This window comes from Niameybacter massiliensis, assembly GCF_001282685.1.
GTDB lineage: Bacteria > Bacillota > Clostridia > Lachnospirales > Cellulosilyticaceae > Holtiella > Holtiella tumoricola.
Window position 1 is genome coordinate 346,888 of record NZ_LN875035.1, and the last position, 22,452, is coordinate 369,339.

Annotated in this window: 14 protein-coding genes; 1 reads left to right on the forward strand and 13 read right to left on the reverse strand. The window is 35.0% G+C overall.

The window, feature by feature from the left end; genetic code table 11:
* Window positions 1–4: 4 nt before the first annotated feature.
* The 6 genes from BN2390_RS07180 to BN2390_RS07205 form a co-directional block, all read right to left on the reverse strand.
* Window positions 5–2,167 carry a pyruvate formate lyase family protein gene (locus tag BN2390_RS07180; protein WP_053983677.1) on the reverse strand — a complete coding sequence of 721 codons (2,163 nt, stop codon included), beginning with the start codon at window positions 2,165–2,167 and terminating at the stop codon, window positions 5–7.
* A 299-nt stretch (window positions 2,168–2,466) separates the two neighbouring features.
* Complete coding sequence (locus BN2390_RS07185) at window positions 2,467–3,348, reverse strand: glycyl-radical enzyme activating protein (protein ID WP_053983678.1); 882 nt, start codon at window positions 3,346–3,348, stop codon at window positions 2,467–2,469.
* A 684-nt stretch (window positions 3,349–4,032) separates the two neighbouring features.
* Window positions 4,033–4,860, reverse strand: a complete 828-nt coding sequence (locus tag BN2390_RS22055; protein ID WP_053983679.1) for a GIY-YIG nuclease family protein — start codon at window positions 4,858–4,860, stop codon at window positions 4,033–4,035.
* Window positions 4,861–5,349: 489 nt separating this feature from the next.
* Window positions 5,350–7,524, reverse strand: a complete 2,175-nt coding sequence (locus BN2390_RS07195) for a pyruvate formate lyase family protein (RefSeq protein ID WP_053983680.1) — start codon at window positions 7,522–7,524, stop codon at window positions 5,350–5,352.
* 5 nt (window positions 7,525–7,529) lie between these two features.
* Entirely contained in the window at window positions 7,530–8,513 is a 984-nt protein-coding gene (locus tag BN2390_RS07200) for an aldo/keto reductase (protein WP_053983681.1), read from the reverse strand.
* Window position 8,514: 1 nt separating this feature from the next.
* A complete protein-coding gene (locus BN2390_RS07205) occupies window positions 8,515–9,480 on the reverse strand; it encodes a glycyl-radical enzyme activating protein (protein ID WP_053983682.1) in 966 nt (321 codons plus the stop codon).
* A 120-nt stretch (window positions 9,481–9,600) separates the two neighbouring features.
* Here BN2390_RS07205 and BN2390_RS07210 point away from each other — a divergent pair, with 120 nt between their 5' ends.
* The gene (locus BN2390_RS07210) at window positions 9,601–10,446 is read left to right on the forward strand and encodes an AraC family transcriptional regulator (protein WP_053983683.1); all 846 of its coding nucleotides are present in this window, start codon (window positions 9,601–9,603) and stop codon (window positions 10,444–10,446) included.
* Between the two features lie 324 nt (window positions 10,447–10,770).
* Here BN2390_RS07210 and BN2390_RS07215 read toward each other — a convergent pair whose 3' ends face one another.
* The 7 genes from BN2390_RS07215 to BN2390_RS07235 form a co-directional block, all read right to left on the reverse strand.
* Window positions 10,771–11,649: an Abi family protein gene (locus tag BN2390_RS07215; RefSeq protein ID WP_053983684.1), complete on the reverse strand. Its 879-nt coding sequence runs from the start codon at window positions 11,647–11,649 to the stop codon at window positions 10,771–10,773.
* Between the two features lie 471 nt (window positions 11,650–12,120).
* The gene (locus BN2390_RS22340) at window positions 12,121–12,402 is read right to left on the reverse strand and encodes a topoisomerase DNA-binding C4 zinc finger domain-containing protein (protein WP_082238908.1); all 282 of its coding nucleotides are present in this window, start codon (window positions 12,400–12,402) and stop codon (window positions 12,121–12,123) included.
* Window positions 12,403–12,621, reverse strand: coding sequence for a hypothetical protein (locus tag BN2390_RS07220; protein WP_198524873.1), 219 nt, complete (start codon window positions 12,619–12,621; stop codon window positions 12,403–12,405).
* Window positions 12,602–12,700 (reverse strand): nuclease-related domain-containing protein, encoded by a 99-nt coding sequence (locus tag BN2390_RS22400; protein ID WP_408633738.1) that lies wholly within the window; start codon window positions 12,698–12,700, stop codon window positions 12,602–12,604. Before BN2390_RS22400 ends, BN2390_RS07220 begins: the two co-directional genes overlap by 20 nt.
* A 788-nt stretch (window positions 12,701–13,488) precedes the next feature.
* Complete coding sequence (locus BN2390_RS07225; protein ID WP_053983686.1) at window positions 13,489–14,397, reverse strand: restriction endonuclease; 909 nt, start codon at window positions 14,395–14,397, stop codon at window positions 13,489–13,491.
* A gap of 245 nt (window positions 14,398–14,642) precedes the next feature.
* Complete coding sequence (locus tag BN2390_RS07230; RefSeq protein ID WP_053983687.1) at window positions 14,643–19,367, reverse strand: DEAD/DEAH box helicase; 4,725 nt, start codon at window positions 19,365–19,367, stop codon at window positions 14,643–14,645.
* A gap of 15 nt (window positions 19,368–19,382) precedes the next feature.
* The gene (locus BN2390_RS07235) at window positions 19,383–22,199 is read right to left on the reverse strand and encodes a hypothetical protein (RefSeq protein WP_053983688.1); all 2,817 of its coding nucleotides are present in this window, start codon (window positions 22,197–22,199) and stop codon (window positions 19,383–19,385) included.
* Window positions 22,200–22,452 lie beyond the last annotated feature (253 nt).

Consider the following 22,452-nt stretch of genomic DNA (forward strand, 5'->3'; position numbering starts at 1 on the left):
GGGGTTAACACTTGTGGCGATATCTAGAAATAATATCGTCTTGAAGTGCTTTATTTAAATAGACAAAGCGTGCTGAAAACCCACCCACACGGACAATAAGATGTCTGTAGCCTTCGGGGTTTTCTTGTGCTTTCATTAACTCGTCTACTTTAGTTGTATTACCTTGGAAGATTTGGCCCCCTCCTGCTATAAATCTTCTAAGTATCATTTCTATTAATGCTTCACTTCCCCATGTTGGATCAAAATCCCACATAGTTGATGCCCCACCAGTAAATAATTCTGTTGGCATACTTAAGTTTGAATTCATCGCTGCAGTAAGCCCATATGTCATTGACGAAGACTGAGGTGTAATCCCATGTGCAACCATTTTACCAGCATGCCCACCATCAGCTGTAGCACCTAATAACTCTGCGGCTGTTACACCAAATGTAAATGTCAGCACCATCGGTAATGCTGTTCCACCAAAACGGTTAGTGTAACTACTATATGCCTCACACACTGTTGTCATTACTCTTGAAGCAAATTCATCTGCTTCTTGATTTTGTTGTCCGTATTTAGGAATGTTTTGTAATCTTAGACGAAGCAATTCATTATTTTCAAAGTCAGTTTCTAATGCATGGATTAATGTTTCTGCTGTACAGATCTTATCTTCAAAAACTGCTTTCTTAACTGCAAATAATGCATCTGCTGCATTAGGCAGTCCTATTGGTGCACTTCCGTAGTTGTGATAACGCACACCACCATCATGCATATTTCTTCCTGTTGTCAAACAATCATCTAACATACTTGAAAGTAAGTACGCAGGTCTTGACTTTGCATCCTCTTCACTAAAGACATCTTGTGTATGGAAGAAGATATGAATCATTCTAAGGACTTCTTTCTCAAAATCATTGTAGAATTCTTCAAACTGGGTAAATGCAGTTAATCCCTTGAACTGTGTTGATTGAAGATGCTTTCCTGTCACAAGACACTTGCCACCTGTAATAGCTAACTCTACAAGCTTAGGAATGTTGTGCCAGCCATTGAATAAATAGTCACTATTCATACCCTGTGGGGATATCTCCATACAGCCACCACATACATACTCTGTTGCATCACTATAGCGTACACCACTATTTATCATTGCTTTGATGATGGCTTCATCACTTAAGATCTGTGCACGATTATTCCCCTCTTTAAGATATTTGGCACAAAGCTTAATATACTCTTCTGGTGGGTTTTTAGGAATACGAAGGTAGACTAATGGGTGTGTAATATTCATAGCTATTATTGATTCAATCATAATGTAAGTAAGTGGATTGACTGCAGATGTACCATTCTTGTGAGAGCCACCAATTGAAATGGTAATGCCCCATCCATCCATCGTATGTACACTTTCATCAAATCGTAAGAATAATTCATCTATCAACACCCGCGCTTCTTCTAAAGTACAAATACCTTTTTTTAAGTCATTTTCTAGATATGGCCATAAATAATAATCTAATCTACCAGGACTATTTCCTCCATAAGGGTTCTCACTAAGCACCATAATATGTTGGAAGTAGTACGCTTGCACAGCTTCCTTAAAAGTCACTGCTGGATACTCTGGAACCCTTTCACAAATTGCAACTTTATCAAATCTATTCATTTCTTTAAGCTTTTCAATGTGCTTTTGATTCCACTGTGTTATTGCATCTAATACAATCAAAACACCTGTGTAAAATTGCTTTGCTTTTTCATCTTTAGCCTTTTTTAGACTTGTTGTATACATTTGACGCATGCCGGACACACCATGCTTAAGAATCCTATCCCATAACCATGCAATATGTCCCCTTGATCCTCCTGCAGAAAAAAGTTGGTTGTGGCACATTTCATCATAAAATTCAAATGCCTCACGTACTTTTTCAAATGGGCCATTTAGACACTCTAAATCTTTAGCCCTCTCTTCAACAGCTTTATCCCTTCCCCAATAAACCCTACCAATGATCTCATCGTAGTCTTCAATATAGACCGCTTGATTCACTAAAGCATAGTGTGTCGCTCTTGCAATTTTTTCCCACTGTGGCAATTTACTATAAAGGTTGATTGCTGCATAATGTAAATTGGATTGGTAGTTATTTTTTGGTGGTCTTTTCCCTTTTTCAGTCCATAGTCTTTCTAACATCTGGGTTCTTTCTGATTTTTGCATAATGATACGCTCCTTATACTTATCACTCTATTTTTTAGAAGTAATGACGTTCAATCGTTCCATCGTTTCTTGACTTGGCGCCTCAAGATGCTGTGCTTCATAGTCAAGTGCTAGACTCTCATATTTTGTCTGCCCCATTTTGTGAAATGGTAGAAGTTCTACTGGTGTCTCTTTATTAATGGATTTTACAAAATGAGTAATTGCTTCAATCTCANTTTCCCTTTTTCAGTACATAGTCTTTCTAACATCTGGGTTCTTTCTGATTTTTGCATAATGATACGCTCCTTATACTTATCACTCTATTTTTTAGAAGTAATGACGTTCAATCGTTCCATCGTTTCTTGACTTGGCGCCTCAAGATGCTGTGCTTCATAGTCAAGTGCTAGACTCTCATATTTTGTCTGCCCCATTTTGTGAAATGGTAGAAGTTCTACTGGTGTCTCTTTATTAATGGATTTTACAAAATGAGTAATTGCTTCAATCTCATTGTCATTATCATTGATAGACGGAATAACTGGCACACGTACGATAACATTGTTTTCACCCTTGATAAGCCTCTCTACATTTGAAAGGCATCTTGTATTATCAGCTCCAACATATTGTTTATGCTTTATAGGATCAATCATCTTGATATCATATAAGAATAAATCAACATACGGAAGTATACGTTCAAAATTCTGCCACTCAACATTTCCAGCTGTCTCGATAGCCACATGGAGATTATTTTGCTTGCATGCAGCAAGTACTGCTTCTAAAAAGTCAATTTGTAGTAAGGCTTCTCCTCCTGAAAAGGTAACCCCGCCATTAGACATTTTGTAAAATTCAACATCTTTCATTACTTCATCTATCACTTCATTTACAGTCATGGTCACGCCTGCCATAGATAGCGCTTTTGTCATACACTGACTCACACATGCCCCACATGCTTTACATTTTGTTCGTTCTAACTTGTGCACTCCATTTTCTAAAGTATGTACCCCCTCTGTACAACTTGCCATACACTGCTTACACTGAATACACTTTTCACTAAAAAACATCAGTTCCCTCTTGTGTTTGAGTGATTCTGGATTATGGCACCAAAAACATCGTAGTGAACACCCTTTCAAAAAAACTGTCGTTCTAATCCCTGGACCATCATGTACACATAACTTTTGAATATCAAATACTATACCGGAAATCATAGCCACTTTCTCCTTCTATTGCTCTCTTATTACTATGTCTAATATATCAAGAATCTTTCTTATCCTACATGCGATTTTCCCCTACAAATATATAATTTTATAACATAACTTCCACTTCTTTGCTAGATCATGTCTCCAACTCTATTTAGTCCAAATTAAAGACCCTTCAAATCACCCAAATAACCCATGAGCAAAAATGAGCACATACCTACAAACACACAAAAAGCCTCAAGGCATAATATCCTCAAGACTTGGTACTACTAGGGTTTATTTACTTATCTTCACTATCGTCTCAACGTGCCGTTAGGCATAGGGGTAATACTAAAAAACGAATAATTTCCCATTACAAAAGACCTACTTAAATGCCTATTGCTAGATAAATAAGTAGGTCCTTATCTGTTATAAAACCTTACCGTCGCATATGACCTAAATCCTATGCGACTTACGTGTTAATTGGCTCGCCCTCGGATAAATTTCCTTCGTAAGCCTCAGAACTTTGAATGCTTTGGTTACTCTGACTTGACATCTTTGTTCCCTCCTACATTCAGTTTGGTTTTACAAAAATAGTATGTGATAAACTAAAAGGATTTATTCTTTATAATGTGCCTAAAGAAATCGTTTGTAAATTGTCAGGTCTCTAGTACTGTAGTGAAGGCACTGCCTTCACTTACTATCAAAAGCAAACTAATTCCAGTTATACCCAAACGGAATTCTTGTTCCTAGTGTATCTTTCCACCAAGATTCTCTACAAAGTATAATCTTCTTATCAACCCTAGAATTATAATTCTCTAAAATAGAATATTGAAAGTACTTCTTTATATAGTCAAATCCTTGTGTATTAACTATCTCATTCAGTTCTTTATTTCCTCCATGCCCATTATTAATATAATTTTTCCAACGTTGTAACAACATTCCATTTTCTCCTGTTGCTGATCCTACATATAATTTTCCATTATTAGTATCTCTAATTAGATATACTGCCTTTTGATTTTCTAATGCGGCAATCCAATCTTTTTTATTTCTTGAAATAATCGTCTCTAACTGACTGAATGATAGTCTTACCTTTTCATATCCAGGGAAATCGTCTCCATCAAATATTGTTGGTAATATCTGTAGTACCTCAAATTGATTAATAATATCTTCTGCATACCTAACTTGCGTAGTAAAATCTTTATGAAATTTAACAAGTACACGCCCAAAATATGGTTTGTATTTTAAAATTTCATCTCCCTCATAGTTAATGCCATTTTCAACATTTAATTCTTTTGTAATGCTTTTAATTGTAGTAAGAAGCCATATATCATAATCAACCTTTAACAAACAAATTACACTTTCCCCAACATTAAAATATCGCCTTACAGTTCTCCAAAATAACCATCCATTATTTATAGTATCAGGATTTTTTGTATATTCATCCATTGGGTCAGTATCACCATTAAATTGGTTAAATTTAATTTTAACATTGCTATAGTCATCAAATAATAGTAAATCATTCAAATACAACTGTTCCATAAATTATTGCCCCTTTTGTAATTTGTCCTATTAAATAATATTAACATATGCGCCAATTATACTCTATAATAAAAAGCAGTCAACCTGTTTTAGTTAACTACCCTTCTTCTAATTATGCTCTTTATAATCCCCTATCTTTATCTACAAAGCCACTGTGATCTGTTCCATGACCTTATCTCAACAAGCTTCTATCCAAAGTCTCTACCTGCTTAGTAAGAGCCATGCTGGATCTGTTTAATCCTATATATATTTTTGTTTGTTTTGGTATAAACACATGGCATATCCCTCCTAACTGAAAATATATGTTTCTATTGGTCTATATCTAAATACATATCTTTCATTGAGTTTTTTAATTGCTACTTTTCGGTAGTTTAAACCAACCAGCTATAAGTAATAGCTTTCCGTTAGCAGCTTCAATCAGATCTTTTAGAACACCTAGTTTTTAGTAAGTTAAGCTTTCACTTACTAGCAAACCATATCCCTTAATTTTTAGTTATGGACAATACGTTGCATAATACTTTCTTGAATACTTGGATCAAGACATACAAACTGATCTGAAAAACCACCTACACGCACAATGATATCACGGTGTTTATCCGGTTCTTTTAAAGCTTGTTCCAATCTTTCTTGGTCAACTACGTTGATTTGCAGTTGGTTTCCACCTTCTGCGAAATAAGTTTTTAGTAAGGCTTCTACCTTTATACGTCCTTCTGCTGTCTTAAATGTTTTAGGGTCTAATCTTAAGTTAACAATACAAGTTCCTAGGCAATCTTCTTGTGGAATAGATAATGCTGCCCCTAAAGTTGCTGTTGGCCCTTGTGTATCTGTTCCTTGCATAGGACCTGCACTATCTGCTAGTGGCTCCCCTGCTTTTCTACCATCTGGTGTTGCACCAATTTTCTCTCCATTGATCATCCAGTCTATCCAACCGATGATTGCCGGTGTAAATTGACCATTCCCTCTATAGCCCACAAGGGTTTTCACCTCATCAAAGACAAATCCCATCACTTCATGAGCTAAATGCTCAAGGTCTGTACCGCCATTTCCAAACTTCAAGATCCCTTGGCATTTTCTTAGGATGTCTTCACTCCCTTCGTAGTTGGTTGCAAAACTCTCTAAGAAAGCTTCTGGTTGAAGGTCTTTGAAAGTCCCCTTATAAAATTCTTGAACGGTATACAAGGCATTGATAGCATTTGTACTACCATAAATATCTGTGGAGTCGAAGTTATAAGATGCACCACCACCTAGGACACTTTTTCTATTTTCTAGACAACCACCTGTTAAAAGGCTGATCAGTAGTGTGGGAATATGAAGCCCTTCCGTATGTTGCCTGATATTGATTTGTCTGCCCATATCTTGAATGGTGACATGTAAATCTCTTTTAAAAGCTTCATAAAAGGCTTCAAATGAATCACAGTTTAAAAATTGGTTGTAGAAAGTATCTTCAAAGACTTCTAGCATATTGTAAGACACCCAAGTAGAGTCACACATAGTCTTTCCTTGAATAAGCATTTCTGAGCAACCACCCATGACATAGTCTACAGCATCTTCAAAAGGAATATGATACTGTTCCACTAATCCTTTTAAGAAGAGTTCTTCGTTGACAATAGCAGGCTGTCCATAACCTTTACCGATATTTTCTAACAAAGCCTCCCAGAGTTCTTTAGGCATATCTTTGCGTACTCTTAAAGTCACATTCGGTGTACGGAGTCCTCTTATGGCTTCAATAACAATAAGAGTTAATGTATTATAACTTGCCTGGCCTAAGGCATCTGTTCCCCCAATGGTCACATGAACCGCTCCTGGATGCCCTATACGTTTTTCGATATCTTCAAAGAGCTCACGGATTAAACTCTTTGCTTCCTCACGTGTTATAAACCCTTCTGCTAAGTCCTTTTCATAATAAGGATAAAGCAAATCATCTAGGCGACCTGTTTCAAAAGCATTGCCAAAATACATACTTGCTTGATGCATAATAAACGCTTCATAAAAATGAGTCGGTGGTTCGAAAGGCACACGTTCTAAAGCTTCCACTAAACCTTTTAAGCATGGATCTTCTGGCTTTTCTTGTAAACACGTTTTCAAGTAAGCTTTGTAGCGCTCTACATAGTCTATTACCCCCATAAGAGTATCTTCCATACCTTGTAAGAACTGTCTTTTTTCTTCATCTGTCTCTTCCATGAGACCTTCTTGAATTTCTATCTGATACCCCTTTAAACCTTGTTTAAAAAGCTTTCTAAAATCTACAGTGTGATGCCATCCCTCATGAGCATAACGGATATGGTGAGGAATATGATACATATGGCTTGCATTTTCCATTACTAAGTTCATGCTGTAACGTTCTTGTGCATTTTCCACTTTTTCTGCCAGTTTACTAAAATGTGTCGCATCTAGGTAGCATACGCCATTCCAATCCACTTGACAACCATAGTTTTCTACATCATCTTCATTATGATTGGCTGCAATATGATCCCTAAAAGTTACAAAAAGACGTTGACCTTCTTGGTACGTTGGCACATTTAAATGATCTAAATGAAAACGCGTGGTACGTCCTGCACGTCTATCTAATGTCTCATTTAAACTTTGATAAAAAAGTGCGGCAGAATGCATGCCATGCTTCTTTAAAAACCTTGCCGTGGGTGAAAGGCTATAATTGTTTTCCATTTTATTTAAGCTCCAATCTCTCTAATCCCTTTTGTCATCCTATCAATATCTTCTTGTGAAAGATTAATTTGTGCAGCATAAGCTGTATCTTTAATATGATGAGGCTTTCTAGCACCACAAAGAACATAACTTATATTAGGTTGTGCCATAGTCCAAGCGATAACAAGTTGAGCACAACTACATTGGTAACGTTTGGTAAGACCGTTCCAGCTCTCTAAAAGGGCAAGTACTTGGGCACGTTTAGAAGGTTCATACCAAGGAATACCTGCGCGCGCTTCTTTTGGATCTACCACATAGTCCATACCTATTTTCCCTGTAAGTAACCCTTGTTCTAATGAAGAATAAGTCATAATATCAATTTTATTTTTAGCACAAGTTGGCCTTAGTGTCTGTTCAATTTTGCGATCAAGCATACTGTATTTTTCTTGAATCACATCTAATTCACCGTAACGAAGGTACTCTTCAATATGTTCTGGTGTCACATTAGATGCACCGATTGCTTTAATAAGCCCCTGACGTTTTAAATCCATCAGACAGTTCATCGTTTCTTCAATAGGTGTTTTGTAAGGTTCTACTGATTGCCAGTGTGTAAAGTAAATATCAATATAATCTGTACCTAAACGTTTTAAGCTGAGCTCTAATTCACGTTTAATGGTATCTGCTTCTAAACAACGTTTGACAACATGACCACTTTGTTCAAAGAATTCAGCACCACGTTCATCATGCCACCACAGACCACATTTTGTAGAAAGAACGACTTGGTCACGTTTATTTTGAATCGCTTTTCCGATGACTTCTTCACTTTTCCCAAAGCCATAAGCTGGTGCTGTATCAATAAGGGTAATCCCTGCTTGGATTGCTTCATGAATGGTTTGGATAGAAGCTTCTTCATCTGAATCGCCCCACCATTCACCTCCACCAATTGCCCATGTTCCAAGGCCTAATGCTGATACTTCAAATCCTGAATTGCCTAATTTTCTTTTAATCATTTTAACCCACCTCATCTATTTTCACTTGTTTATTGATTGTTTTCTTATGACTTGCTTCTACTTTTCCATCTATATAATCTTGCCAAGCTTTGGCTTCTTCTTGTGTCGGAACGCTAAAACTTTCACCTACTTTTTTTAAGCCATATCTACTCTTTTTACCAATGCCCAAATCATGATACGGCATCAATTGAATCGCTTCGACATACTCAAGCGCTTCATACAATGCCACCAAAGCATCAAAATGGCTTTCTTGGTCATTCACGCCTGGTATAATGGGACATCTCATACGAATGGCTTTGCCTAAAGCATTAAGGGTTCTTAAGTTTTGATGAATTTGTTTATAAGACTGTCCCGTATAGCGAATATGTTGTGCTTCATCTGTTGCTTTAATATCAAAGAGGAAGAGATCTACAAAAGGTGCTACCTTCTCTATCACTTGAGTTGACACAGCACCACTTGTTTCTACACAAGTATGTAAGCCCACTTCTTTAGCCCTTTCTAAAAGCGCTTGTGCAAAAGCACCTTGTAAAAGAGGCTCACCTCCTGAAAGTGTCATCCCACCTCCAGAGTTTTCATAAAATTTGCGGTCTACTAATACTTCTTCGATCACCTCATCCACCGTCTTTTCAGACCCACATACCAAAAGGGCTTCTTGAGGGCATTGTTCTAGGCAAGCTTTACACTGGTTGCAATGGGTTAGGTCCATCTCATGTCTTATTCCAGAGTAATCTTGAATCAACTGATGGCATCCCTCTTTGCATACCCCACTACATTTGCCACAATGGGTACATTTGATTGTATCTAATTCCAGACCTACTTTTTGACTGAGTCCTTCTAAATTATGACACCAAGTACATCTTAAAGGACAGCCTTTTAAAAAGACAGTCGTTCGTATACCTGGTCCATCGTCTATACAAAACTTTTGGATATTAAAAATCACGCCTGTTTTTTGTCCTAAATGTTCCATATAAGCTCCCTAAACTTTAAAATTGTTAAGATATGTATAGTATATTAAGTATTGTTTTTTTTGTATATATCATTATAGTATATAGTATATAAATATCTTGAACTTTATGAGGAACCTATTATGACGCTTTCTAGCCCAATTATTGACCCTAAAATTAAATCTTTTCCTTTTTACATTACCCGTTGTGCAACCGATTTTGAGGGGAATCTTGTCACACGTGAAAAAGGCTTCAATGAATATCAAATTATGCAATGTACAAGCGGAAAAGGCTTTTTTGAATGTGATGGACTCTCTTTCATCATTGGACCTTCTGACCTGGTGTTGTTTCATCCAGATAAGCCCCATCGCTATGGCCCTCTCCCTAATGAGTCAGCTCCTTGGATGCTCAACTGGATTTGCTTTTTGACTGATGGTAATGATCTTCTAGAGACCCATCTGACTACTGATGGTTATCGTGTCATCCAGCAAGCACCTACTGCCCACCTTATTCCACTTTATGAACAAGCGGTAAGAACATTGGCCCAACCAGATGCTACCTACTATCAGCTTCAAGGCTCCCATATTCTTTACACCCTGCTCTTGGAGGTCATTGGTCTAAAATGGACTGTACATGAAACGATAAGCCATACCCAGCTACTAGATACGGTCATTAATTATATGGAAGCCCACTTACATACCGAGTTATCTATTGATGATTTAAGTGATCTGGTACATGTTTCACCTTCCTACCTATGTCGCCAGTTTAAGAAGGTCTATCAAACCTCCCCCATTCAATATCTGATTAAGCTCAGAATGTTTAAAGCCCAAGAACTGATGCGTACTTATCCTCATCTCACCATTAAAGAAATTGGTCAGCTTTGCGGCTACCGGGAATCTGCTTACTTCGGTGCTGAGTTTAAACGCTGTTTTCACATCACCCCTAACCAATATAAAGAAGAATTTTTACATAACAAAAGACCTACTTAAATGCCTATTGCTAGACAAATAAGTAGGTCCTTATCTGTTATAAAACCTTACCGTCGCATATGACCTAAGTCCTATGCGACTTACGTGTTAATTGGCTCGCCCTCGGATAAATTTCCTTCGTAAGCCTCTGAACTTTGAATGCTTTGGTTACTCTGACTTGACATCTTTGTTCCCTCCTACATTCGGTTTGGTTTTACAAGAGTAGTATGTGATGAATGAGGAAGATTTATTCTTAATAATACGCTAAAAAAATTTGCATAAAAATTAAATTGTGTTTGAATTGTCATGTACATGGTACCTTAGTGAAGGCACAGCCTTCACTTACTATAGACTCCTAAGTATTTCCTCCCATTCATCAGGAAATCCTAATACTTGCAAATCAACAACTTCATACTGTTCAAAGAGTCCCTTTACGGTAGTTATGTAGTGCTGCCACTCATTATCATCTTTTAACAACTTACCTATAATAAATAATATTGCAAACACTGAATTGTTTTTTATCCCCATCTTCTTTTCCCTATTAAACAACATAGGATTCATTTTAATATTACGATTATAAATCCTACCATAGTGTGCACAAATATTTCTTATAGTAGCTAAGGATCTTAACCAACTTTCTATATAATCCTTCTTAATGTTATAATAAGTTGCCGCAATAACCTTTTGATCCTCATCTCTTAGATTTCTAAACATTTTAGAGATGAGTCCAAATGATACAACTTCAACTGTAGCCCAAACAGGTATGTTCCCACCATACATTTGGGCATGATGTTTTATAAATAGTTCACTGCTTCTGGCCACTTCTTTATCCATTTGCTGTAACATCTCATTATAATATTGCTCATTTTTAAAATTAGCCGGATCTTTATACCCTAATGGTCCGTATTTATGCGCTGTAAAATATGCAATATGTGTTCGAAAAGCTATCTCTATCTTTTCTAGCATAGCTAGTAATATATTTCTAAGCTTTCTATCAAATTCATATAAACGATATATTTCTTCAAAATAAGTTCCCGAAACAAACTCATTCCTAGCATCTTTATAGGTTAACATATATGCACTTAGTCTATAATAATTTGTTCGTTTTAATATGTGTAATGCTTGCTTCTCATCCTTAACAATTAGACCTCTGCTTTTTAGTAGATCTAGTTGCTCCTCATATGTTTTAGGCTCTTTTAGCTGCTTAATATTAGTAGTACACATATTTTATCCCCTTATACTAAAAAAGGCTTACCCTGGTCCGCATCGTAGATAGGCGTGGTAAGCTCTGTTGATTATATTATATGTGCATCTACATATATTGTCAATGTTTTTTAAGTAATTTACTGTTTTTACGCAAGGCTTGTATATCCTCATTTATCATTTCAACTTACTTTGTCTCCACACTCCACCCCTAACAAAAAAATCAAGACTTACAGGTTTTTAAACGCCTGCAAACCTTATTTTTACGTTTATTATTTTACTAATTTCACGACAGTTTCCACATGCCATTAGCAAGTGGAAGCTACTCTCCCACTAAGGTACCAGGTAATAGACAATTTAGGCACACTTCAAGAATATCCCTACCTATGCTAGAAGCTCCCACAATATAAAACTTTGCCTTGGTATCATTTGCATTAATAACCGCACTTAAGGTAAACTTATCATAAGCTGAAGCCTTCACTTACTATTCTCTTATAAATTTCTACTAAACTTACACCTTGGATAGTTGGAGCATCCATAGAACTGTTTTCCTAAACTATCACCTCGCTTTGCTGTTCTTAATACAAGATTACTTCCACATTTAGGACAAATTCCATCAGTATTCCGTCTTACTTTATCCTGTTCCTCTATAATCTCTATGCCCTCTTTTTCAATTTTATTTGTAGGATTCTCACTATTGATTGCACGATCAGATCTTTCTGTTACTTTCTCTCTTAAATTATCTATATGCTGCAGCTTAATTACATCTGTAATCTATGTATAGGGATACAAAGAATCATATAATCTATTAATTGTTTCAGTTGTTAACTTCTCTGATTGACGCTGTGCTATCTCTTTAACTGTTGATAGGATCATCTGTCTATTAATTACATGTATATCGCAACTTTCTATATTAACTTTCTTTAGCGTACATCTTTTGGAAAATACAATGACTGAGTGAACAGGAATATCCTCACCTATTTGCCTTTTCATCATCAAATATCCATCCACTATAATTCTTGCTCTCAAAACATAAAACACCATCTGCATTTATAGTAAAACTACTATAAATATTATTAACATTCCTACTGTCCCCCTTTTATCTTTCTTAATTTTAAAGCCCAACATAACCACGCTATCTAAATTCATTCTAGTTATCTACGTAGTCATGTTGGGCTTCTTGTTATAGATTCATATTAATTTCTTTATTTTTAGATCCTCTTTATGATATATAATTCTCTATTATCATTGCTATTCATTTGATTATCTATGTCATTATTAAACGAATAATTTCCCATTATAAAAAACCTACTTAAATGCCTATTGCTAGACAAATAAGTAGGTCCTTATCTGTTATAAAACCTTTACCGTCGCATATGACCTAAGTCCTATGCGACTTACGTGTTAATTGGCTCGCCCTCGGATAAATTTCCTTCGTAAGCCTCAGAACTTTGAATGCTTTGGTTACTCTGATTTGACATCTTTGTTCCCTCCTACATTCGGTTTGGTTTTACAAAAGTAGTATGTGATGAATGATGATAATTTATTATTAATAATAGGCTAAAAATATTGTATAAATTGCCTGGTACCTCTACTTACTAATACTTCTACATAAATTTGCATACAAATCAAATTGTGTTTGAATTGTCAGGTACATGGTACCTTAGTGAAGGCACCGCCTTCACTTACTAACTTTAGATACAGATAAAGACCTACTTAAATGCCTATTGCTAGACAAATAAGTAAGTCCTATACGACTTACACGCTAATTGGCTCGCCCTCGGATAAATTTCCTTCGTAAGCCTCTGAACTTTGAATGCTTGGGTTTTACAAAAGTAGCCTGTAATGAATGAGAAAGATTTATTCTTCTAAGTATTCATTAAATATGTCCGTATCGATTACTTTAATTTCAAAAACCTTTTTAACGGAGACACCAAAATTATGTTCAATCATCAATTTTGCTAATTTTTCACCATCAATTAATATAATATGTTGATGCTTGGCATACTCTATTGCCTGTTTTGAGAATTTAGCAGTTGTAACAAATAACCCTTTGCCACCTTTACCTGAAATCGCACCTACAAAGCTTTGTACGTCGGGTCTTCCTACTGTACTACTTAAATCCCACTTCTTTGCTTGAATATAAATCAAATTAAATCCAAGCTTGTCCTCCATAATAATGCCGTCGATGCCTTCATCACCTGTAGCAGAAGTCATTTTCCCAGCATTTTTAAAAGCACCATATCCCATTTTAGATAGTAAATCAATGACCATCTTCTCAAATGTTGTAGGGGAAAGCTTTACAACCTCTACAAGAATATCATCTGCCAAGCTTTGATTAATCTTACTAAAAGAAGCTTCAAACGTATCATCTGGTGTATCCTTTATATTATTTGTAATCTCATCATTGGGTTGCTCATCTGAAACACCACTTTGAAATTCTCTAAAGCTCTCAAATTGCATTAAATAATTGTTATCAATAACTGATGGATTCTCATTAATGACTTCTACTCCATCATTCGTAATAGTAAAAGTTGCCCTTGCAGGACTATCAATTAGTCCTGCTTTCTTTAAGTAAGTTCTCGCCCACCCTATGCGATTAACAAATACGGTCTGCCTTCCACTAGGAAGCATTTCTAAAAGAGCTTCTTCTGTTAAATTGAAATATTGGCTTACATGTTGCTTTAATTCTTTGAGTGTATGTGGCTGACCATCTTTTAGAAACTCTAAAAAGGGTTTATGCATCTCATAGTACTTTGGTAATTCCATTGTCTACCTCCTTGTGTGGCTAAGGTCATAATATTTCTTTATATCAATGGTGTTCATCCATTGAGCTGTATATATGTATTAAGCCTATCTATTGCTTTATTGTTACTCCCTATATTCTATTACACATGATAATCCTGCTCTGTACTAATAAAAAGGAATAGCTTCCTTTACTATAATATAGCTCCTTTACAAGAAATATTAAGTGAAAGCTACTAAGGTACTAGATAGTGAAGGTGAAGTCTTCACTACCTGATTTCTTCTAAGAAGTCCATTACATACTTACGCTGTAACTCCTCATGATGCTTTTGGTTATAGTAATTACATAAGCAACTATAACATGCTCCTTCTCCTTTTTCACCACCACAGTTGCATTGTGTCACAATCTCATTGGTGATTCTAAGTAACTCTTTAATTCCTTGTGTATCTGCTTTGCCTATTCGCCTTACGTGTCCTGCTCCACCTGGTACAGTATCAAACAAGATAAATTGAGTTTCCCAACTACCTCCTCCTGTGATGTAATGAAGACATCCTGAAATATCATTTCTCTCTATCCCCAAATACTGGCTAATCCCTTCTAATAACGCATATAAAAGAGATAGACCTCTCTTATGATCAATATTTTCGCCAAAAGAAATCCCTAGTACATCTGTCTTAAACTTATGTCCTAAGCTCTTTTTTAATAATTTTTTATTAGAGCAGTCTTTACCAAAAGGAGTCTTATGAAATTTAGTTTCTAGGATAAAAGGATCTTTCTTTTCCTTAACATCTGCATACCCACAGCTCTCGCAAACATAGAAATTAGATTTATTAAGTACTACCAATTCATCATCTGCAGTAGACTGTATTCTAATATATTTATTTCCTATTATATGCTCTTGATATAAATTTTCACTTTTATCTAACCTATCTCCTACATAGTGAATTTCACCTCTATAAGTTCGCTGGGGTTTTTTGGTTGTAGCGGCTTCCACATTATTATCAATAATAAATCCATACTCTGGTATAATAAATGTTCCATCTTTAGGTACTTTTTCTTTACAAATTTCACATCCTTCATCCAAATAATAATCTTTTTCATAATCATTAGCTAAATGTCGCCTAATGTTAAGATGTTTACAGCAAGTATTTTTACAAGTTCCATAATCATACTGTTCCCAATACTTCCTTGTGTCTCCTGGTCTTTTGATATACTGACTCGTGTAGATTTCTCCATCTGCAATAACTTGTGATCCTGGTGCATATTCGGAGATGGCAATCATTAAGTCTCTTTGCAATCTTAACCTTGCATCACCTTTTCCATAGGTTACTTCTTTATTACCGAAGCTAGTAGTGAGCTCAACTGTATCTACTGGGAAGCCATATTTAGGTATAATATTACTTTTAGATAAAAAGGCAATAATTTGCTCCTCTTTTATTTTCTTAATATAAAAATCCAATTTGGTTACTTTGCTAGATTCTCCTCTTTCACCCTCCAACGCTTTCTTAGCACTTTCATTTCGCATTTGCTCTAATCTTTCTAATTCTGATTTATACTCTTCATAGGCCCTTGAAAGAGGACTACTATCCCCTATAAGTTCATCCATCCATTGCACAATGAAAGACTCTACTCTAGTTGGAACAAATTCTTTAATATAATTCATTAAACTTTCAGGTCTTTCTTCTATGTAAGCCTGTAACATTCTATAGCTAGTATCTGAAAATAACTTTTCTACTGTATCAAATAGATCTGGATTTTTTTTCCAAAACCTCCCTAATATAGCCGCATTAACATGCCTTTTAATAATCTTTTGATTTGCTACCTCAAATCTTGGAGGAGATATCTTCCCTCTAATCATATCTCTTGGTTTATTAAAATAAGTTAAGTCATGAGATGATAATCTGCAAAAGGTCAGTGCATATGCTGCTGAATCTTTTCTTCTTCCTGCACGTCCTGCCCTTTGTGCATAGTTTGCTGGACTTGGTGGCATATTTTTCATAAAGACAGTTTCTAATTCACCTACATCTACTCCCATCTCAAAGGTTGTAGAGCAACTAAGCACATTAATTTTCTTATTCACAAAATCCTCTTGGTATAATCTAGCTGTTTTAGGACTAAGTTGTGCAGTATGCTCTTTAACAATCATTGGAGCAACTTTTAATTCGCTGTATTGCCTGCGGTAATGATTTTCTTCACCCTGTTTATGCACATCACATATCTGCAATATGCCATCACATCTATTACTTGGGCATTTATCCTTAATATTATGCGTTGTTAATCTACCACATTTGTCACACATATACCATTGTAATTCATGTACTTTAGTACTCTTTATCCGGAACTTGCTAATATGCATTTGATAGCTATTACCTTGTAAAAGTTCCAATCCCCCATCGTTCATATAAATCTTATTCCATAACACCTCAAGGAATTTATTTGCTCTTGCAAGATCATAACCTAATATCTTTTCTATATAGTTAACACGCCCATTGCCTTGTCTTGCTGAAGATACCCATGCTCTAATGTATGTATCTTTATCCTCATATTTAAGACACATGCCAATATCAATCGCCTTATATTTATAAAATTCCTTATCTGCTTTCTGCATTTTGCTTTCATAATCATATTTTAGCTTGCAATCTCTTCTAAATGCATTAGCTAAAATGTTTTGTAAGTTATAAAATTTATCTCTAGTTAATTCTTTGGTCGCCATATCCTTACCTTGATACTCAAAGGTAATAAGACCTAAGTTTTCTAAACTATTTCTATCATCACTAGAAATTTCATACATCATACTTTTCCATGCTTCTCTTAAGGATATCTCCGGCATTACAATCTTATTTTTCTCTAGTAAAAGTGCCAACTCTTCTACAACTTCTTGTATGCTTACACCCGTTGTTTTTTCTCTTCTATCGACATTATAAATACTTAGAAGAAGTAACCTTCTTCTAATAATATTATTATAGGTAAAACCAAAATAACTAGCAAAATAAGCCGCTTCTTGCCTACTATCTGAAAAAATTAAAAACTGTTTTTCAAGTGTCTTAACTTCTTCTTCTATTCTTGTGTAACTTTCTCCCTCAAGTCCAAATTCATCATCTTCAATTTCTATTTTTATTTCTTTTGTATGTCTTTCTTCACTTGGGATTTCTTCGTACAAACTTGTTCCAATAACACTTGCTGTTGCTTCTTGTCCTAAGTAAAATCCTCGTGTTATACTTCCCTGGGTATTTACGACACCACAGGCAGCACATTTATGTAGTACCTCTTTCTTAGGTGTAACCTTTTTCACTCTATTGATATATTCTTTACCACATGTACAAAGTAGACTTCCATGCGTATGTTCTCTTCTGATTCTTCCACAACATCCACATAACTCATAGATATCCTCTTCTGAATCCTCATCCTCTTCATCAATCTCTACACCGAATTCTTCATCTAATAGCATATAGCTACTATTGTAACCTTTTTGCTCATACTCCTTCTTTTGTACTAGAATGCCATCTTCCTCAAATCCTTCAATATAAATCTGGCCACAGTACATACAAACACAAATTTTAAATACCTTATGTTCTATGTTATTAATATATTTTTTAGATTTAGGAATAATTTCTATAGACTTATGGGGTGGTAAAGTAATATACGCCCCTTCTAATGCCCGAATAAACATATGATATCTTGCATCTAATACATCTATATTTTGATAAGAAACTTTACTTGCTACATCTACAAAATCCACAATTTCTTGATCTGAAAGGCCAATTGCACTACCTAGTTCATGTACTGCAAGTGGCTTCTCTTTAAGTACTTGTTTTAACTTATAGTAGTTTTTATCTGATAATATAAGCTTATAGAGCAATGCATCTGTTGTCGCCTCTACCTCTTCTAGATCTATTCCCTCACTTTTTAGATAAGCTTTGATAGGCAGATACGTCTCCTTTTTATTTTCTAAAATCTGTTTAATGCCTTTATAAACTGTACTGCTTATCATTGTTGTTTGTTCTGGTGCTTCTAATACACATCTACTCGCACGTACAATACTACTTGAATCAAATACCTTTTCACAGCATAATCGCCTTGCAAAATCTATAATCGCTCCATCATCTTCTTTTCCTCCACCTAATGTAGCAGATGTTAGTATAAACTGTACTTGTTGTGGATTTTTAAGACGATTAACAACACGCCTAAGTAGCATAGATACCTCTATCCCTGTTGCTCCTGTATAGGTATGAGCCTCATCTAAGACGATATACTTCCAATAATCTGCACATTTTCCATCAAAGAAAGCATTATCTTTAGGCCTTAACATTAAATACTCTAACATTGCATAATTAGTAATAAGAATATGTGGTGGATGGTCTGCCATTGTCGCACGGTCAATACGTTCATTCTCTAAAGGTTCAGTATGATTAAGTTCTTTATACTTTGCTAGTGCCTTGCTATATTCCTTTTCCGTCTCTCCTGTATAGGCTCCAAATGTAATACTAGGATAGTTTGCAAATACTTCTCTTAACCTTTTAAGTTGGTCATTGGCTAAGGCATTCATAGGATAAATAATCAGTGCTCTCACACCATCACATAAAGCACCCTCTTCTTTCTCTTTCATCAACTGGTTCATAATCGGTAACAAGAAAGACTCTGTTTTCCCCGATCCAGTCCCTGTAGATACAACTAGATTTTTACCCATACTAGCGTTTCTAAATGCTTCTTCTTGATGTTTATGTAGTAATCGCTCTAGAGGCAATTTTTTTGTATTTAAAGCTCTGAACTCTTTACTGGCTATCCCCTCATCTATAAGTTGTTCAATACTCTTTCCTTTCTCAAAGGAATCTGTTACATCTAAATAGGGCCCTTTTGCAAAATATTGCTTGTCTTGAAGTAACTGCTTAAAATGTTCTCTGTAGTATCTGTTCTTAATAAAAAATGTAGTATCAACATATCTTAAATACTTTTCTAAGATATGTTCTGATGCCTGTATCGGATTAATTCCCATTTTCTTTTTCTCCCTCTACTTATATATAATTGTTTCTACTTCTTCAATGAGTACGTAGCGATCATATTGGTTAGGTTTCTCTTTAGGGTTAATATGACCTGTTTGCTTGTCATAAATAAGTGTTTCTCCATTTTTATCTAAAATTCTAAGCCTTAGACTTTCCATATCTGTAACTTCAATAGACAAAGGATTATAGTGTGTCATAAATAACAGTTTTTCCCCTGTATAAGCACTTGTTTGAAAACATCCGTCTCCTGTATATAATTGTGTTTTTCTATCAAATCCTATATTTTTAAGATAAAAATTGGGAACGTCATATACTGCATCGTCATCCCCTAAACACCTCACTACTTTTAATGTATGCTTATTTGTTTTACTTAAAAAGACATCACCTACTATAAAAGTTTCCTCTAATAAAATAATTTTTTCTGATTCCTCCTCAAAAAACTCATCTTCTATAAGCTGATAAATAACTACTTGATGCTTTCCAAAATAAAGTTCTAGAGTAGGGTCATAAATAGGCTTACCATCTGTTACCTTATAAGTTTTTATGATTTGATTAGTCTTACTATAAATGATATCTATCCAAATTTCTCCCTTGCCTAAGAAGTTCCAAAAACACTGTAACCCTTTCAAAATATTAGAATACGCATAGTAGCGAATATTAAATGACTCTAAAGCCGGTTGGTAAAAGATATTTGTAAGGGTATATTTTTCCCCTTCATATATAAGACCTAATGTTATTTTCCCTCTTGTATGAGCTTGAAATTCATTCTGTACAGCATAGTTATATCCCCCAGAGGTTGACCTTCCTTCTAGTGTATAGGTACATTCATCTGTAATCAATAGTGCCATCGTAGGTTTGATAGGAGCATTTATAATTAACTGCTTTGCACTTTCTAAATCTTCATGCCATATCAAATAACTATTTTTATCTCTACTACACTTATTCCCTAGCTGCCACTCTAATCGTGGTACCTTTACATAGAGTACATATTTTGTCATTCCTACATATATATCTAGTTGCTTGGTGCCTTCTCTAAGTATTGAAAAGGTATCTGGTAGCTTATATGCTCCATCAAATGTAAGGTCTTTCCCTTCCATACTAAGCAGCGTTGCTTCTTGTTCATCATAATAAAGCTTTTTCTCAAATGTATATGTAAATGCTTCGATAATAATAAATTTTTCCTGTAACAATCTAAGGTTACTTCCTTTAATACGCACTACTAAATTATTGAGTTTCCCTGTTATTACAATATTATGGTTAAAATGTACATCAACTACTTGATCCCCACTACCATCAAAAAGCTTTCTTATTTCTATTTTCCCAATATCTTCAAGATTGTAATACTTATCATTAATCTTTAAAATAATATCGTCTACCTTTACTTTGTAAGGTACTCTCACCTTCAATCTGGGTCTGTTACAATAAATACTATACACTTCTCCTGCATATTCTATGTAGGCACCTAGACATTTATATTGGGATTGTAAACTAGACTTTTCGTTAGCTGATGAAGTCGTTAGCATCTTATCCCCTATATAGACATAACTATTTTCATTTAAGTACATTGTATGAATAATATAACCTAATTTCTCCTGTTTAAATGTATCTACATCATCTGTCTCAATGATATCATCAACACCTGCTATAACAGTAAGCCTTTCTTCTCCTACTTGTTTACCTGTAATCTCTTCACCCATTTCATTAAACAATAAGTAATCTCTATGTAGCAGTGTCCTTGAATCATAAAGCATGTTATCTCCGGAATATATCTTATATCCTAGGTAAGGTTCAAATTTTTTAATCTCTATCTTTATTTCCTCTGTCTTAAAACATATTCGTCCACTTACTTCCAAAGGATATCTCTCTATTGATTGCTTTTCATTATAGAGTTCTAACTGTATAGCTTCTCCAATGTGTTCAATATCAATAATCTGTCTTGGTATAACCAACTTCAATACATCATTATTCAGTTGATACTGTGCTTTAGTAAATTTTTTCTTACCTTTTACAGTTAAAGACCGAGAACTTCTACCTTCTACATCACGATCTCTTAACTTCAGCCTCCATTGCTCAAAAGCCTTATCAAACCTATCTTCTTCTCCATAACTTATTTCTCTGTCATAATGTATGTTATCTATATATCGCAGTAGCCTTTTAAAAAGTGCTTCTATAATTTCTGGTGACTGAATCCATGCCAATCGAAAGCCCTTAGGTAACTGTTGATTGGCAATAGTCATCTTCTTTCCTTCTATGGTAAATGTCATATCATCCATATCTATATAGTATCTAAATACCTTACTCAAGTAGTTAAAGAGTTCTTCTACTTCTGCTTCTATGTAATCTTCCTCTAAATCTTTGTAATAAATATCTCCTAACAACTCATATAGTTTTTCCATCGTATACTGTGGCAACAGTGCATGCACCAATAAAGTAGTCATATACATATTTTTTGCAGTAGTTCTGTGAAAATAGAGTTTATTTATTCTCATACAACTTGCAATAGATGCGCAGATTGCCTTATAGATTGTTGGTCCTAAATCCTCATAAAATCCCAAACTTGCATAGAACTCTTGTAAATACTGCCCACCTCTATACTCTTTTATAGCGAATTGAACTAAAGTATAGGTCACGAGTAGAGAGGACTGAGTTATACATATCGTATTTCCAGCTGCTACTCTTGGCAATCTTTGTTTTACATATAACTTACATTCCTCGTATAAATCTTCACTAAGTTCTTGTGTCCCCAATAAATATTGTGTTCCATATTGCTTAATCCCCTCATCTACATTTAATTGAATAATTCCTAACAACTCTCTATCTTCCATGCTACTCTCCCGTAATCTAAAAATAAGACTAATACCTCTACACTATCTTGCTAGCTTTCCGTGTAATCTTATTAGGCTTGTTGTTATCTTTTTATTTTATTATCCCATACTTCTATAGCAAATACTATTGTAAAAACCTCTAAGAGTATACTCTCTTTTCTTATAACTCTTTTCTCATAAAGTATACATCTAATAAAAAGCCCCATAATCTTCCGATTAGAGGGTTCACTGGCCTACATAGTTACGCATTGTT

Coding starts and splice junctions, on each gene's coding strand:
- BN2390_RS07180 (WP_053983677.1), bottom strand. CDS start 2,167: ATGCAAAAATCAGAAAGAACCCAGATGTTAGAAAGACTATGGACTGAA.
- BN2390_RS07185 (WP_053983678.1), bottom strand. CDS start 3,348: ATGATTTCCGGTATAGTATTTGATATTCAAAAGTTATGTGTACATGAT.
- BN2390_RS22055 (WP_053983679.1), bottom strand. CDS start 4,860: ATGGAACAGTTGTATTTGAATGATTTACTATTATTTGATGACTATAGC.
- BN2390_RS07195 (WP_053983680.1), bottom strand. CDS start 7,524: ATGGAAAACAATTATAGCCTTTCACCCACGGCAAGGTTTTTAAAGAAG.
- BN2390_RS07200 (WP_053983681.1), bottom strand. CDS start 8,513: ATGATTAAAAGAAAATTAGGCAATTCAGGATTTGAAGTATCAGCATTA.
- BN2390_RS07205 (WP_053983682.1), bottom strand. CDS start 9,480: ATGGAACATTTAGGACAAAAAACAGGCGTGATTTTTAATATCCAAAAG.
- BN2390_RS07210 (WP_053983683.1), top strand. CDS start 9,601: ATGACGCTTTCTAGCCCAATTATTGACCCTAAAATTAAATCTTTTCCT.
- BN2390_RS07215 (WP_053983684.1), bottom strand. CDS start 11,649: ATGTGTACTACTAATATTAAGCAGCTAAAAGAGCCTAAAACATATGAG.
- BN2390_RS07220 (WP_198524873.1), bottom strand. CDS start 12,621: ATGAAAAGGCAAATAGGTGAGGATATTCCTGTTCACTCAGTCATTGTA.
- BN2390_RS07225 (WP_053983686.1), bottom strand. CDS start 14,397: ATGGAATTACCAAAGTACTATGAGATGCATAAACCCTTTTTAGAGTTT.
- BN2390_RS07230 (WP_053983687.1), bottom strand. CDS start 19,367: ATGGGAATTAATCCGATACAGGCATCAGAACATATCTTAGAAAAGTAT.
- BN2390_RS07235 (WP_053983688.1), bottom strand. CDS start 22,199: ATGGAAGATAGAGAGTTGTTAGGAATTATTCAATTAAATGTAGATGAG.